This window comes from Fibrisoma montanum, assembly GCF_003583365.1.
Taxonomy (GTDB): domain Bacteria; phylum Bacteroidota; class Bacteroidia; order Cytophagales; family Spirosomataceae; genus Fibrisoma; species Fibrisoma montanum.
The window spans coordinates 117,102-132,610 of the sequence record NZ_QXED01000007.1; the positions used below are offsets into that span (position 1 = coordinate 117,102).

Below are 15,509 nucleotides of genomic sequence, written 5' to 3' on the forward strand. Positions count from 1 at the left end.
GAATGAAGATTTTTTGGACTATAGTTTTTTTATGGAGTTTTCTGGTCCTGACGTGCCAGGCGCAGATTCGGGTGGAGGTTACGAACTACCCGAATCTGTCGTCGGCCGGCAAGGGGCTCTACATTGCCGGTGAATTCAATAACTGGGACCCTGGCGACCCGGATTTTAAGCTTCAGAAACAGGCCAATGGGCTGTACGCCATCAGCCTGCCCGATTCGCTCACTCACTTCGAATACAAGTTCACGCAGGGAAGCTGGGCGCTGGCCGAAGGCGACAGCGATGGGGGCAAAACACCGAACCGGGTGTACGACCGGGCCAGGCTCAGCAAAACGCCGGGTACGAATCCAAAGTTGATCCGAACCACTATTGCCGGCTGGGAACAGCGACCGTATTATCGGTTTGTGGTGACCGAACTACCGGCCAATACGCCCCACGATGCGCAGTTATTCATCACCGGCGATTTTACCAACTGGAACCCCGGCAATCCCGCCTATCGATTGCAGAAGCAGCCCGACGGCACCTATACCGTTACGGTCTATTCCGACGCCGACCGGCTGGAGTATAAATTTACGCGGGGCAACTGGGAGTCGGTCGAAGGGCGCGAAGTGGGCAAGGCCCGTCCAAACCGGATCGTGTACCGCAGGGACATCCTCAACGACCAGCCGGTTGACGTGCACATCATCAGCTGGGAGGACCTGACGGGTACGTTCAATTTCTACTCGATCTACGACCTGCTGATGCTGTTCTCCTGCTTCCAGGGGCTGCTGCTGCTGATCGCCATCCCGACCATTCATAACTACAACTGGCAGGCCAATCGCCGGCTGGTGCTGCTGCTGGGCATCACGTCGGTACTGATGGGCATCCGGGTTATCAGCGGTTTCCGCGACGTAGCCCAGGCTTATACCAAGCTGCTGCTGGTACCCGACTTCATCTGGTTTATCTACGCCCCCCTGTTTTACTTCTACATTCGTAAACTGCTGTTCAATCAGGATCGTATGGCGCGGGGCTGGCAATACCATTACCTACCGGCCGCGATCCAACTGCTGGCGTATCTGCCGTATTTCCTGATGGAGAGCAAAGTGTTTCAACTCAAAGTGGTAAACCGGGCGTGGGACCTCCAGGCACTGTTTATAGGTTTCGGGTTCCTGGCGCTGCTGTTCAACATTCGCTACTGGATTATGTGCCGGAAGCTGATCCGGGCGTATAAAGACCAGTACCAGACCAGCTATTCCTATGAGCAGAACCTGCAATACCTCAGCAGCGTCCTGACGATCCAGGCCATTTGTCTGACCCTGTGGGCGTTTATGTACGTCATCGTGGGCTTCAGCCGGATCGTTGACTTCGACGTACTGTCCATTGCTGAACGGAACGTGGATGCGATCTGGCTGGTGTTTTCGACGATTACGTATTTCCTGGGCTACTACGCCATCCACCAGCCGGAAGTCTTCAAGCTGCCGGAACCGCTGCCGGTCGGACTGTTTGAGCAGCCAGAGCCGTTACCGGTCGTTCCGGCGCCGGTTCAACCGGTGGCGGAACGTATCGACAAGCCGGGTCCCGCCCCACTGGCTCCCCCCGAGCCCGTTCCCGACGAGGACATTCAGCCGCTGAAGGAACAGGTCGAAGCGTATATGAAGCGCCACAAACCCTACACGAACCCGAACCTGACGATTCATGAACTGGCAACGAAGCTGAAGCTACAGCCACACGTTCTGTCGCGGGTGATCAACGACGGCTTCGAAAAAAACTTCTTCGACTTCATCAACTACTACCGGGTGGAGGAACTGAAGAAGCGGATGGACGACCCGCGCTTCCGCAACTATACGCTGCTGAGTCTGGCCTTCGAGGTTGGGTTCAACTCCAAAACGGCCTTCAACCGGGCGTTCAAAAAGATTACGCAGCAAACCCCCAGCGACTACTTCAACTACGTACGCGAGTAGAACTTCCGGTTAGTCAGGCAATGGGGTAATTCTTGTAGGGTCATTCCTGTGATTATACCCCAAACAACCTCTGAAGGGGTTTGGGGTATAAAATACAAAACGCCACTTGAGGTAGTATAATAACCGGGACATCGAATACCCTAAGCCAGCCCTACCAGACGCGTACAAAATCATTATTTTTTTAGCTTTTTCGACGAGTTGTAGTACCATTTTCACAAAATGGCACTACAACTCATCGCTTTATCCTCCTGATAATCAGCGACTATTTTAACAAATCTTAACAATTGAAGACCTCATTGGCTCCGGAGGCAAAGTGGGACGACCAGCACTATGCAACCTGGTACTTTTGTCAGAAATAGTTGACTGACACACCGGTCGGATTCAACTGAACTTACTGATAAAATCAATTTTCTAACCAACTCATGGAGAAACTATCCCAAGAAGCAGCCCAACCGGGTAAAGTGAATCTTCAGTTCACCCGGCAGGCCGTTGCTTTTGTGTTCGCGCTGTTCCTGAGCCTGACAGCCTGGGCGCAGGACGTTACCATTTCGGGCGTCGTGAAGGAAACCGACGGTACGCCCCTTCCCGGTGTAACGGTTCAGGTGAAGGGCACCACTCGGGGGACTCAGTCAAACGTAGATGGTACGTATCGCATCACCAACGTACCCCCTACCGCTACCCTGGTGTTCAGCTTTATCGGTAAAACCCCGCAGGAGATAGCGGTGGGTAACCGCACCACCCTCGACGTTACGCTGCTCGACGATTCAAAGTCGCTGCAGGAAGTAGTGATCGTTGGGTATGGGTCGCAGCGCCGGCAGGACGTAACCGGATCGATTGCGTCGATCTCGACCGAAGATTTTCAGAAGGGAAACATCGTCAACCCTGAGCAGCTGATCCAGGGTAAACTCGCCGGTGTTCAGATTACGCCCCCCAACGGTCAGCCGGGTGGCGGCAGCCAGATCCGAATCCGTGGTGGCTCGTCGCTGAACGCCAGCAACGATCCGCTCTACGTGATCGACGGCGTACCGGTTGACAATAACGGCATTTCCGGGGCGTCGAACCCGCTCAGCTTCATCAACCCGCAGGATATTGAAACCTTTACGGTGCTGAAAGATGCATCCGCAGCCGCTATCTACGGTGCCCGGGCCGCCAACGGCGTTATCCTGATCACGACCAAGAAAGGCCGGCAGGGCGACCAGCTGCACGTAAACCTGAGCGCCCTGGGTTCGGTTTCGACCAACTCGAAGCTGGTGCCGGTACTGACGGGCGACCAGTACCGCGACGTTGTTACCAACCAGATTGGGGCTACGCCGGAGCAGAAAGCGCTGCTCGGTACGGCCAATACCAACTGGCAGGAGCAGATTTACCGCACCGCCACCAGCCCGGATATCAACCTGAGCGTTACAGGTTCGACCAAGAACGTACCGTTTCGCGTATCGGCCGGTTTTCTGGATCAGAACGGGGTGCTGAAAACGTCGAACTTCAAGCGGTATTCCGGTGCCATTGGCCTGACGCCTACGTTCTTCAAAAATCACCTGAAGGTTGATATCAACCTGAAAGGATCAATCATCGACAACCGCTTTGCCGATCAGGGCGCTATCGGAGCCGCCATTGCCTTCGACCCGACCCAGCCGGTCTACAGCAACCGCGAAGCGTACGGTGGCTATTTCGAATGGCTGGATGCCGCAACGGGGCGACCGAACACCCAGGCTACCCGCAACCCGCTGGGTCTGCTGGAGCAGCGCTTCGACGAAAGCACCGTAAAGCGGAGCTTTGGTAACGCCGTATTCGATTACAAATTCCACTTCCTGCCCGAGTTGCGGGCTAACCTGAACCTCGGCTACGACGTATCATCGAGCGACGGGACCATCTTCGTTCCGGCTACGGCGGCATCGCAGTACTACCGGGGCGGGTCGATTGAAGCCAGCGGAGTCAATAACATCTACTCGCAGAAGCGGAACAACAAAACCCTGGAGTTCTACCTGAACTACGCGAAAGAGCTGAAGAGCATCGCCAGCCGCGTTGACCTGACGGCCGGGTATTCGTACCAGGATTTCATTCGTGAGCAGCCCAGCTATCCGGATCGCTTCGCCAACGGCAACGAATACGCCCCGGCGGGCATTCCGTTCAAGACGCAGTACACCCTGCTGGCGTTCTTCGGCCGGGCCAACTATACGTTCAAAGACCGCTACGTGCTGACGGCCACCATCCGTCGCGATGCGACGTCGCGCTTTAGCCCCGATAACCGCTGGGGTACGTTCCCGTCGCTGGCGTTTGCCTGGAACGTGAAGGAAGAGTCGTTCCTGAAAGACGTAAAGGCGCTGTCGGCCCTGAAATTCCGGGCGGGATACGGCGTAACGGGTCAGCAGGATCTGCCGTCTACCCTGAGCGACTACCCGTATCTGGCCCGCTACACCATCAGCGACCCGACGGCGCAGTACCAGTTTGGCGATGCCTTTTACCGCACGCTGCGGGCTGAGGGCTACGATGCCAACATCAAATGGGAAGAAACATCGGCCATCAACGCCGGTATCGACTACGCCTTCCTGAACGGCCGCCTGTCGGGTAGCATCGACGTGTACCAGAAAAAGACCAAAGACCTGTTGAGCGTGATTCCGGTGCCGGCCGGCTCAAACCTGACCAACCAGATCCTGACGAACGTCGGTAACCTGGAAAACAAGGGTATCGAGTTTGCGATCAACGGTACGCCGATTCAGCGCGAAGGCCTGAACCTGGACCTGGGCTTCAACGTAACTTACAACGAGAACAAGATCACGAACCTGACGAAAGTACCGACGCCGAACGATCCGGGCATTCCGGTGGGTGGCATTGGCGGGGCGGTGGGTAACACCATCCAGATTCAGACGGTCGGTTTCCCCACCAACTCGTACTACGTGCTGAAGCAGGTGTATGACCAGACCGGCAAACCGGTTGAGGGCCTCTATCAGGACATCAACGGCGACGGTAAGGTTACCCTCGACGATCGCTACCGGTACCAGTCGGCCAACCCGAAGGTGTTCCTGGGCTTCACAACGCAGCTGACCTACCGCAACCTGACGGCCGGCTTCGTGCTGCGCAGCAACCTGGGCAACTACGTGTACAACAACGTCAAGTCGTCGCTGGGTACGTACCAGAGCCTGACGAACTCGCTGAACTTCCTGGCCAACGGGTCGCCGAACCTGCTGGAAACCGGCTTCACCCGTCCGCAGTACTTCTCGGACTATTACCTGGAAAACGGCTCGTTTCTGCGCATGGACAACTTTAACTTGGGCTACAACTTCGGGAATCTGTTCAGCGTAGCGGGTAACAAGACCAACCTGCGGGTGTCGGCCACGGCCCAGAACGTATTCACGATCACGAAGTACACGGGTCTGGACCCGGAGATTGCCGGTGGCGTTGATAACAACTTCTATCCGCGGCCCCGCATTTTTTCACTCGGTGTAAACGTAGGTTTCTAAGCTCAGCCACATAGCGTCGGATTTGCGTTGCCGGAGGTTCCGGAGACGCGGATCGACCCTCAAACGAATTGTAAACGAATGAACGCCATAAAACAAATCGCTAAAATCGGATCGCTGGCGCTGGCCCTTACCGTAACGGCCTGCGTCAATGACTTGGATCGTCAGCCGGAATTCGACGTAACGTCGGCCTCGGTTTACCAGGACCCGGCTAATTACAAACAGGTACTGGCCAAACTCTACGCCGTGCTGGCCGTGAGCGGACAGGCTGGTCCGGCCGGTAAGCCCGACATCGGCGGCATCGACGAAGGGTTCTCCAACTACCTCCGCCAGTACTGGATGGCTCAGGAGCTGACCACCGACGAAGCCGTGATCGGCTGGAACGACGGGTCGGTGAAGGACTACCACAACATGACCTGGACCTCCGGCAACGAATTCGTGACGGCCATGTACAACCGGATTTTTTACCTCATTTCCCTGAGCAACGAGTTCATCCGGGAAACGACGGATGCGAAACTGGCTGAGCGGGGTATCACGGGTCAGGCCGCTACCGATGCGAAAACGTTCCGTGCCGAAGCCCGTTTCCTGCGAGCGCTGGCTTATTACCACGCCCTGGACATGTTCGGCAACGTACCGTTCGTGACCGAAGCCGATGCCGTCGGTTCGTTCCTGCCGAAGCAGACCACCCGTCCGGAGCTGTTCAGCTACATTGAGAGTGAACTGAAAGCCATTGAAACGGAACTGGCCAATCCCCGCGCGGCCGAATATGGCCGGGCCGATAAGGCAGCCGCCTGGACGCTGCTGGCCCGGTTGTACCTGAACGCGCAGGTCTACACCGGTACCGCCCGCTGGAACGACGTCGTTACGTACACCAACAAGGTGATTCAATCGAACGCCTACACGCTGGACTCGGAGTACAGCAAGCTGTTTCTGGCCGATAACCAGAACTCGAAAGAGATCATCATGCCGGTTACGTTCGACGGAGCCCGCACCAAAACCTACGGCGGTATGACGTTCCTGATCCACGCAGCCGTGGGGGGCGACAAGATGCAGCCGGGAGATTTCGGCATCAACAGCGGCTGGGCCGGCCTGCGGGCTACCAAAGGGCTGGTGAACCAGTTTGCCGACCCAACGGGCAAGTCCGACACCCGGGCGATGTTCTTCACCAACGGCCAGAACCTGGAGATCAACGACATCTCGACGTTCACCGACGGCTACGCCATCACCAAGTACAAGAACATTACGTCAACGGGTAAAATTGGCGTCGACGAAACGTTCCCCGATACGGATTTCCCGCTCTTCCGCCTGGCGGATGTGTACCTGATGTACGCCGAAGCCGTCGTACGCGGTGGTTCGGGCGGTGATCTGCCGACGGCCCTGAAATACGTCAACGACCTGCGTCAGCGGGCCAAAGCCGCGCCCGTTACGTCCATCAACGCCGACTTTATCCTGGCCGAACGCGCCCGCGAACTGTATTGGGAAGGCCACCGCCGAACCGACCTCATTCGCTACGGCCGGTTCACGACGGCTACGTACCTGTGGCCCTGGAAAGGGGGCGTGAAGGAAGGCCGCGCGGTTGAGAATTTCCGCAACCTGTTCCCGATTCCAGCTTCAGACCGGATCGCGAACCCGACACTTACGCAGAACGAAGGGTATTAATCTGGTTCTGCCTACCCGCTCAGGCATCAGCCATGCCCTGAGCGGGTAGGCAGCAAACCGCTCAAAAAGCACACGACATAAACGCCTTATGACATCATTTTTTCAGAAATCCGTGCTCGTAGGCCTGGCTCTGGTGACCCTGAGTGCCTGCGAAAAAGACGAGGATCGCCTGGTTCTACAGCCGGAAGGTAACATCGCCCTGACGGCCAGCGCCACGACCGTTACGCTCACCAGCGAAAACGCCACCAAAGAAGCCCTGTCTTTCGCCTGGCCGGCGGCTTCGTTCGGTTTCCCGAATGCGGCTGTGAGCTATACGCTCCAGTTCGACAAGAAAGGCAATGACTTCAAAACGCCGGTGAACGTATCGGTAGGCAATGCCCTGAAATACGCGCCGACGGTAGCCGACCTGAACGCAACGCTCATCAAACTGGGACTGACGCCGGGAACGGCCAGCGCCGTAGACGTCCGGGTAAAATCCGATCTGGGCACCTTCACCGACCGGCCGGCCGGCAGTCCGCTGCCGTCTGTTTTTTCCAACGTTACGTCGGTGACCGGTACGCCCTACCGGGTGGTAATTGAGTACCCATCGCTGTGGGTACCGGGCGATTACCAGGGCTGGGCACCGGATAAAGCGCCTAAAATCGCTTCTGTAAAAAGTGACGGCGTATACGAGGGGTACGTCAATTTCCAGAAAGCATCACCGTTCAAGTTCACACCCGCCCCCAACTGGGATAACGACTACGGCGATGCCGGTGCCGGTAAGCTCAAAGCCAAAGGGTCTGACCTGAAAGTCAACGAAGCGGGCTATTACCTGCTCAAAGCGGACCTGAACGCACTGACCTGGAGTGCGACCAAAACCAACTGGGGCATCATCGGCGCGGCAACGCCCAAGGGCTGGGACGCCAGTACGCCCCTGACCTACGACGCAGCCACCGGTACGTGGCAGGCTACGCTCGACCTGAAAGCCGACGAGTTCAAGTTCCGCGCCAACGACGCCTGGACCATTAACTACGGCGACACGGATGGCGATGGTGTGCTCGAGCTGGACGGCCAAAACATGAAAGTTGCAGCGGCTGGTAAATACCTGATCACGCTTGATCTGAGCCAGGCCGGCACCTATACCTATACTCTCAAAAAGCAGTAATTATCTTTACCAGACATCGGCATAGCAAAAGGCATCCGGCTTTCGCTATGCCGATGTTTTATGTTTTTCTCCTATGATTTGTACCCGAATTTTGCTGTTGTGGTGCCTGCTGGCGGCAGGGGCTTCAGCCCAGGTGAACAAACAGTCGGCGGCCGGTACCGGGCGTACGGGCGTTCACTACGAAATCTTTGTGCGTTCATTCGCCGACTCCAACGGCGACGGCATCGGTGATCTCAACGGCGTTACGTCCAGACTCGATTACCTGAACGATCTGGGCGTATCGGCCATCTGGCTGATGCCCATCAACCCCTCGCCGACGTACCACAAGTACGACGTTACCGACTACTACGGCATCGACAAGGAATACGGTACGATGGCCGACTTTAAGCGGCTGCTGGCCGAAGCCCACAAGCGGAACATCAAGGTCATCATCGATTTTGTCATTAACCACAGCAGCAACCAGCACCCGTGGTTCACGGAGGCAGCCTCCAGCCCAACGGCAGCTCACCGCAACTGGTACGTCTGGATGACCCAGCGCCAGATTGATTCCCTGAACCTGGCCACCCGCGAAGCCACCGCCGACTCCGGTGAGCGCAGTCCGTGGCACGTAGCCAACCCCAGCGACCCGGCCAGGTATTACGGTATGTTCTGGCGCGGGATGCCCGACCTCAACTACGACGAGCCGGCCCTTCGTCGGGAGATTTACAAAGCCGGCAAATTCTGGTTGTCGGAAGTAGGGGTTGACGGCTTCCGGCTCGATGCCGCCCGGCACATCTACCCTGATCAGGAGGAACCAAAAAACCACGCGTTCTGGCAGGAATTTGGCCGCGAGATGGCGTCCGTAAAACCGGATGTCTACACCGTGGGCGAAGTCTGGACCACGGCCGAAAAAATCGCTCCGTACTTCAAAGGGCTGACCGCTACTTTCAACTTCGATCTCAGCTTTGCCTTACAGAAGATTGCCGCTCAGGAAGCCGACACGATCGGTGTCGTGGCTATGCTGGCGCGCAACCGGGCTATTTTTGCCAAAACCAATCCGCAGTTCATCGACGCCACGATGCTGACCAACCACGATCAGAACCGCATCGGCAGCGTGCTCAAGGGCAATCTGAATCATGAAAAGGTAGCGGCCTCCCTCCTGCTGACGCTGCCCGGCAACCCGTACATTTACTACGGCGAAGAACTGGGTATGCAGGGCCGGAAACCCGACGAAACCATTCGGGAGCCGTTCCTGTGGGCCGAGCAAAGCCAGGACAAAGCGCGGACACGCTGGATGAAGCCGCGGTTTTCGACGGACTCGACTGTAGCCCCACTGGCCCGGCAGCAGGCCGATCCGCAGTCGCTCTACAATCACTACAAGCGCCTGATCAAGTTCCGGAACAGTCATCCGGTGCTGAACGATAACCTCAGCCAACTGGTGCAGACCGGCATTCAGCAGCCGGGCGTGGTGGCTTTTGTTCGCCAGTCCGGTGGCAAGTCCGTTCTGGTGGTGCAGAACCTGACCGGAAAACCACTGGACGTAGCCCTGACAGCCGGCGAACAGGCCTTCCGTCGGGTCGTTTTCCAAACCATGACGGGGGCATCGCTCAGAAAGTCAACGCTGAGCGTACCGGCCTACGGCTGCGCCGTGCTCGAATAGCAACGCCGGTTTGTGCTCAGGTACAAATCCTGATGGTCTGGCACCAGCACAAGCCAACGACTATACCCTGGTCCCCTCGGGACGGCCTCATCGATGAGGCCGTCCCGGGGGTACTTGTTTTATGCACTTGCTTCTATTGACAGGCCGCACCTACGGCGCTACCGAGCCACACCAATCAGGTCTCTTGAGCCAGTTGGTGAACTCAAATGGCCCCTGCCGAGTTGACGCAACAATACAACGCATCCATGCAGCCTGAATCAGCAAAATTTACCGACAAGGCCCCGGCTGGACCGTTTCAAACCGGGAAGTCGGGGGTTCACTATGAAATTTTTGTGCGCTCGTTCGCCGATTCCAACGGCGACGGCATCGGTGACCTCAACGGTGTTACGAACAACCTCGACTACCTCAAAGACCTGGGGGTGTCAGCCATCTGGCTGATGCCCATCAACCCCTCACCGACGTACCACAAGTACGACGTTACCGATTACTACGACATTGACCCGGAGTACGGCACGATGGCCGACTTCAAGCGGCTGCTGGCCGAAGCGCATAAGCGAGGCATAGCCGTAGTGCTGGATCTGGTGATTCACCATACCAGCATCCGGCACCGGTGGTTTCAGGAAGCGGCCAAAGGTCCCGACAACCCGTACCGCCATTATTACAAGTGGCTCACACCCGCCGAAATTAAAGCCCGTCGACTGGCTACCCGCGACATCACCGCCGACTCGGCCGAGCGCAACCCCTGGCACAAAGCCCCCGGCGACCCCTCGCCCGAGAAATACTACGGTATGTTCTGGAGCGGCATGCCCGACCTGAATTTCGACCACCGGCCCGTTCGTGAGGCCGTGTTTGATATTGTCCGGTTCTGGCTCAACGACGTAGGCATCGACGGCTTCCGGCTCGATGCCGCCCGACACCTGTACCGGGAAGCCGAAGAACCCAAAAACCACGCGTTCTGGGAAGAGTTTGGCCAGGTGGTAGAGAGCGCAAAGCCCGGGGCTTATACAGTCGGGGAAGTCTGGACCCGGCCGGACAGGATTGCGCCCTATTTCCGGGGCCTGAAAGCCAACTTCAATTTTGACCTGCGGCTGGCTATCGAGGAAATTGTTCGCGAGGAATCCGACACAGAAGCTATTCTGACGCTGCTTCATGCGTCCCACAGTGCCTACGAAAAGGTCAACCCTGCGTTCATCGACGCCCTGATTCTCTCCAATCATGACCAGGACCGTATTGGCAGTTTGCTGAAAGGCAACCTGAACCACCTGAAGGTGGCGGCTTCGCTCCTGCTGACCCTGCCCGGCCTGCCCTACCTGTACTACGGCGAAGAAATTGGCATGCTCGGCCTGAAGCCCGACGAATACATCCGCGAACCGTTCCTGTGGAACACCCGCGACAAAGACCGGCAACGTACCCGCTGGCGCCGGGGCAAATACACCAGCAGCCGGACGGTCCGGCCGCTGGCCCTGCAGCAGGCCGACCCAAGTTCGCTGTACAACCGCTACAGGCGCCTGATTCAGTTCCGGAACAGTCATCCGGTGTTGAACGATAACCTGAGTCGCCTGACGCTGACCGGCATTCGTCAGCCGCAGGTGGTCGCGTTTAGCCGGTCGTCGGGCAGTCGCCGGGTCCTGATCATCCACAACCTGACGGGACACCCGGTTGAGGCTGTTTTTTCACCCGGCGAACGGTGGGTGCAACAGCTTGTTTTTGAGACCGTTCAGGGGGCAGAACTCGCCGATGATCGCGTAACCGTGCCGGCCTACGGCTGCGTTGTGCTGGACTAATTGCTTCAATTAATTTGTCCGCTGGTGGAAACAGCGAGTCGTCGCATTATCTTTGCCCAATTTTGTCCGACTCGCTTCTATGGCCCAATCGACCCGTCAAACCGCCCTCAGTGTCCGCCATTTGCTGGGTATAAAAGACCTGACCGAAGCTGATATTCAGCTCATTCTGGATACAGCGAAAGAGTTCAAAGACGTCATTAACCGACCGATCAAGAAGGTGCCGTCACTCCGCGACATCACCATCGCCAACGTTTTTTTCGAAAACTCGACCCGCACCCGCCTGTCGTTCGAACTGGCCGAAAAGCGTCTTTCCGCCGACGTAGTTAACTTTTCGGCGTCGGGTAGTTCGGTAAAAAAAGGCGAAACCCTGCTCGATACGGTCAACAACATCCTGGCCATGAAAGTCGACATGGTGGTGATGCGGCACAGCAGTCCCGGGGCCCCGCACTACCTGTCGAGCCGGATCAAAGCGAACGTCGTGAATGCCGGCGACGGTACCCACGAGCACCCCACCCAGGCGCTGCTGGACTCGTTTTCGATCCGGGAAAAACTCGGCGACGTAGCGGGCAAGCGGGTAGCGATCATCGGCGATATTACCCACTCACGGGTGGCTCTGTCGAACATCTTCTGCCTGCAGAAACAGGGCGCTGAAGTGATGGTCTGCGGTCCAACGACGCTCATTCCCAAGTACATCAACTCCCTGGGCGTCAAGGTTGGTCACAACGTCCGCGAAGCCCTGGCCTGGTGCGACGTAGCGAACGTGCTGCGCATCCAGCTCGAACGGCAGCAGATTAAATACTTCCCCTCCCTGCGCGAGTACTCGCTGTACTACGGTATCTCCAAGCAGATGCTCGACGACCTCGACCGCCCCATCGTCCTGATGCACCCCGGCCCGATCAACCGCGGGGTCGAGCTAACGTCCGACGCGGCCGATTCAACCCATTCCATCATTCTGGATCAGGTCGAGAACGGCGTAGCGGTACGGATGGCGGTGCTGTACCTGCTGGCGCAGTTGTAGGTAATACCCCACATCCAGACAAGCTCTCTTCAAATACACCCGGATTTTCGTTATATTTGGTAAAACGCAGGATTGGCTATGGATCTGGAACTTCGCACGTTGCACCCGCCCCGGTACCGGGAATTTGACGACGATTTCTTCTTCGAGTTGTGTCAGGCAAACGAAACGACGAAACTGGAGCGGGATGCCAACGGAAACATCATTCTTGTGCCCCCCACCGGAACGGAAACAGGACGTTATAGTTTCGAATTATCGGTTGAGATTGGCTTTTGGAATCGCCGTACTAATCTTGGGTATGCCTTTGATTCATCCACTGGCTTTAAACTACCCAATTCGGCGGTTCGCTCGCCTGACGTAGCGTGGGTCACCAAAGATCGGTGGGATGCCTTGTCTGAACAGGACCGTCAGAAATTTGCTCCGCTTTGCCCCGACTTCGTGGTTGAAATCCGTTCAAGCAGCGACGAGCTGAAAGCCCTGAAAGATAAGATGGAAGAATACCGGGATAACGGCTGCCGGTTAGGCTGGCTGATCGACCGCATCGGCAAACAGGTGTTCATCTATCGACAGAACGGCTCTATCGAAATCAAAGAAGGAGCCATTGTTACGCTCTCCGGCGAAGATGTGCTGCCGGACTTAACCATGCAGGTAAATCTGTAGAGCTGTCAAGGCGAACAAATCCGCAAACCGTACTGTTAGCTACGTATCGACCCGTTTACGACATACTCCATGAAAGGCTTTCAATTTTCCGAATTCATACCCCCCGAGCAGAAGGAAGGCAGCAAGTTCGACCAACTGCTCAACATCTTCCAGCAATTGCTCCTGCTGACGTCCGGCGACGTGGAGCAGGCGATGGCATGGATGAACCAGCTCGACCGGCAATACGGCCTCACCGACGACAAGTACGGCATGGGCAATTTCTTCGACGAACTCAAGGAGAAAGGCTACCTGACCGAGGATAACGAGGAAGGCCGCATCGTGATGACGCCCAAAAGCGAGCAGACGATCCGGCGGTCGGCGCTGGAAGAGATCTTTGGCAAACTCAAACGGTCGAAGTCGGGCGGTAACCACAATACGCCCTATACCGGCACCGGCGACGAACTGAGCAGCGACCTGCGGACGTACCAGTTTGGCGATACGCTCGAACAGATTTCCATGACCGAATCCATCCGGAACGCCCAGATCAACAGTGGCGTCGAGGAATTCACGCTCATGGAACGCGATCTGGAAGTAACCGAAAAAGAGCAGAAAACCCAGACCTCGACGGTGTTGATGATCGACATCAGCCACTCGATGATCCTGTACGGCGAAGACCGCATTACGCCCGCCAAGAAGGTGGCCCTGGCGCTGGTGGAACTCGTCAAGCTTAAGTACCCGAAAGATACCCTGGACATTGTCGTGTTCGGCAACGATGCCTGGCAGATTCAGGCCAAAGACCTGCCGTATCTGGAAGTTGGGCCGTACCACACCAACACGGTGGCAGGTCTGGAACTGGCGATGGACTTGCTGCGTCGGCGGAAGAACAAGAACAAGCAGATTTTCATGATCACCGACGGCAAGCCGACCTGCCTGAAAGAAGGGATCAAGTACTATAAGAACAGCTTCGGGCTCGACCGTAAGGTGGTTAGCAAAACGCTGACGCTGGCCGCGCAATGCCGCCGGCTGGAGATTCCGATTACGACGTTCATGATTGCCAGCGATCCGTACCTGAAGCAGTTTGTGCAGGAGTTCACAAAGGTGAACAACGGCCGGGCGTACTACAGCGGCCTGCAGGGTTTAGGCAACATGATGTTCGAGGATTTCCAGCGCAACCGCCGGAAAAATATTAAATAAGCGTGAGGAACAGACACGTATCGATACAAGACAGAGTCGGGGCGGTAGTTCCGACTTTGTTTTTGAATCCCAACCGCCGGCCGATCTGGCGTCAGTTTCGAGAAACTGATGCGTGCGGGTTCAAGCACCCGACCCATCGGCCTACTCCGCTCCAACGTACCAACGTTCTCAGGATCAAGGCACTGTTTGCTACGTTGTTTTTACTCGTTGTCATGGTAACCCAAACAACCGGCCAACCCCTCTCCGATTCGCTGACCGCATACCTGAACCGACTGTCAACCAAGGCCCGCGTCAGCCTGGCCGTCGAATCGCTGGCCGACAGTACACCCTCTTTTTATCACCACGCCGACGAACGCGTTCCATCGGCTAGTCTCATCAAGCTGCCCATACTCATCGAAGCCATGGAGCGGATCAAGGCCGGGCAACTCGACCCCGACGAAATTCACATCCTGACCGACTCCGAAAAAACAGGTGGTGACGGCGTTCTGAAAACGTATTCACACCGCAGCCGCATTGCCTACCGCGACCTCATCCGGCTCATGATGATTCACAGCGATAATACGGCGACGAACATCCTGATCAACGAACTGAGCCAGAACGCCATCAATCAGCGGATTCGGTCGCTGGGCCTGTCGGCAACCCAACTCAACCGGGTGATGATGGATACGGTGGCGGCTCGGCAGGGCCGCGAGAACTACGTGACAGCCCGGGAGATGAACCACCTGCTGAAACGAATGTACCACCATCAGCTGGCGACACCCGCCCTCTGCGACCAGATGCTCGATATTCTCCGACAGAACGAAGATCGGCAGACCATTCCCCGGCTGTTACCGAAAACCGTGGCCGTAGCACACAAAACCGGCATCCTCAGTTACGTCCGGGGCGATGTGGGTATTATCTACGCGTCGCAGCCCTTTGTGCTCTCGGTACTGGTGCAGGGCGTACCAACGGCTGAGGCAGAGCGGATTATCAGTGAGATTGCGCTGATGTGTTACAATCAATATAAAGGGTAACTTTTTTAGCGCTTATTGTTTCTTACTACA

10 protein-coding genes are annotated in these 15,509 nt (G+C 56.7%); all 10 read left to right on the forward strand.

Translation table 11 applies throughout. The features are described from left to right. The first annotated feature begins 2 nt into the window (after positions 1–2). The 10 genes from DYU11_RS23030 (at position 3) to DYU11_RS23075 (ending at position 15,479) form a co-directional block, all read left to right on the forward strand. The gene (locus tag DYU11_RS23030; protein WP_119670087.1) at positions 3–1,937 is read left to right on the forward strand and encodes a helix-turn-helix domain-containing protein; all 1,935 of its coding nucleotides are present in this window, start codon (positions 3–5) and stop codon (positions 1,935–1,937) included. 422 nt (positions 1,938–2,359) lie between these two features. Next, complete coding sequence (locus DYU11_RS23035) at positions 2,360–5,395, forward strand: SusC/RagA family TonB-linked outer membrane protein (RefSeq protein ID WP_119670088.1); 3,036 nt, start codon at positions 2,360–2,362, stop codon at positions 5,393–5,395. Positions 5,396–5,473: 78 nt separating this feature from the next. Next, entirely contained in the window at positions 5,474–7,051 is a 1,578-nt protein-coding gene (locus DYU11_RS23040) for a RagB/SusD family nutrient uptake outer membrane protein (protein WP_119670089.1), read from the forward strand. Positions 7,052–7,139: 88 nt separating this feature from the next. Next, the gene (locus tag DYU11_RS23045; RefSeq protein ID WP_119670090.1) at positions 7,140–8,195 is read left to right on the forward strand and encodes a SusE domain-containing protein; all 1,056 of its coding nucleotides are present in this window, start codon (positions 7,140–7,142) and stop codon (positions 8,193–8,195) included. 73 nt (positions 8,196–8,268) lie between these two features. Continuing rightward, entirely contained in the window at positions 8,269–9,834 is a 1,566-nt protein-coding gene (locus tag DYU11_RS23050) for an alpha-amylase family glycosyl hydrolase (RefSeq protein ID WP_119670091.1), read from the forward strand. 245 nt (positions 9,835–10,079) lie between these two features. Next, positions 10,080–11,618, forward strand: a complete 1,539-nt coding sequence (locus DYU11_RS23055; protein WP_119670092.1) for an alpha-amylase family glycosyl hydrolase — start codon at positions 10,080–10,082, stop codon at positions 11,616–11,618. Positions 11,619–11,697: 79 nt separating this feature from the next. Next, positions 11,698–12,636, forward strand: a complete 939-nt coding sequence (locus DYU11_RS23060; protein ID WP_119670093.1) for an aspartate carbamoyltransferase catalytic subunit — start codon at positions 11,698–11,700, stop codon at positions 12,634–12,636. A 78-nt stretch (positions 12,637–12,714) separates the two neighbouring features. After that, on the forward strand, positions 12,715–13,293 hold the full coding sequence (locus DYU11_RS23065) for a Uma2 family endonuclease (protein ID WP_119670094.1): 579 nt from the start codon (positions 12,715–12,717) through the stop codon (positions 13,291–13,293). A 69-nt stretch (positions 13,294–13,362) separates the two neighbouring features. Further along, positions 13,363–14,466: a vWA domain-containing protein gene (locus DYU11_RS23070; RefSeq protein WP_119670095.1), complete on the forward strand. Its 1,104-nt coding sequence runs from the start codon at positions 13,363–13,365 to the stop codon at positions 14,464–14,466. A 62-nt stretch (positions 14,467–14,528) separates the two neighbouring features. Then, a complete protein-coding gene (locus DYU11_RS23075; protein ID WP_229365986.1) occupies positions 14,529–15,479 on the forward strand; it encodes a serine hydrolase in 951 nt (316 codons plus the stop codon). Positions 15,480–15,509 lie beyond the last annotated feature (30 nt).

What these genes read in the sequence shown, in the direction of transcription:
- DYU11_RS23030 (WP_119670087.1), top strand. Translation starts at nt 3, where the DNA reads ATGAAGATTTTTTGGACTATAGTTTTTTTATGGAGTTTTCTGGTCCTG.
- DYU11_RS23035 (WP_119670088.1), top strand. Translation starts at nt 2,360, where the DNA reads ATGGAGAAACTATCCCAAGAAGCAGCCCAACCGGGTAAAGTGAATCTT.
- DYU11_RS23040 (WP_119670089.1), top strand. Translation starts at nt 5,474, where the DNA reads ATGAACGCCATAAAACAAATCGCTAAAATCGGATCGCTGGCGCTGGCC.
- DYU11_RS23045 (WP_119670090.1), top strand. Translation starts at nt 7,140, where the DNA reads ATGACATCATTTTTTCAGAAATCCGTGCTCGTAGGCCTGGCTCTGGTG.
- DYU11_RS23050 (WP_119670091.1), top strand. Translation starts at nt 8,269, where the DNA reads ATGATTTGTACCCGAATTTTGCTGTTGTGGTGCCTGCTGGCGGCAGGG.
- DYU11_RS23055 (WP_119670092.1), top strand. Translation starts at nt 10,080, where the DNA reads ATGCAGCCTGAATCAGCAAAATTTACCGACAAGGCCCCGGCTGGACCG.
- DYU11_RS23060 (WP_119670093.1), top strand. Translation starts at nt 11,698, where the DNA reads ATGGCCCAATCGACCCGTCAAACCGCCCTCAGTGTCCGCCATTTGCTG.
- DYU11_RS23065 (WP_119670094.1), top strand. Translation starts at nt 12,715, where the DNA reads ATGGATCTGGAACTTCGCACGTTGCACCCGCCCCGGTACCGGGAATTT.
- DYU11_RS23070 (WP_119670095.1), top strand. Translation starts at nt 13,363, where the DNA reads ATGAAAGGCTTTCAATTTTCCGAATTCATACCCCCCGAGCAGAAGGAA.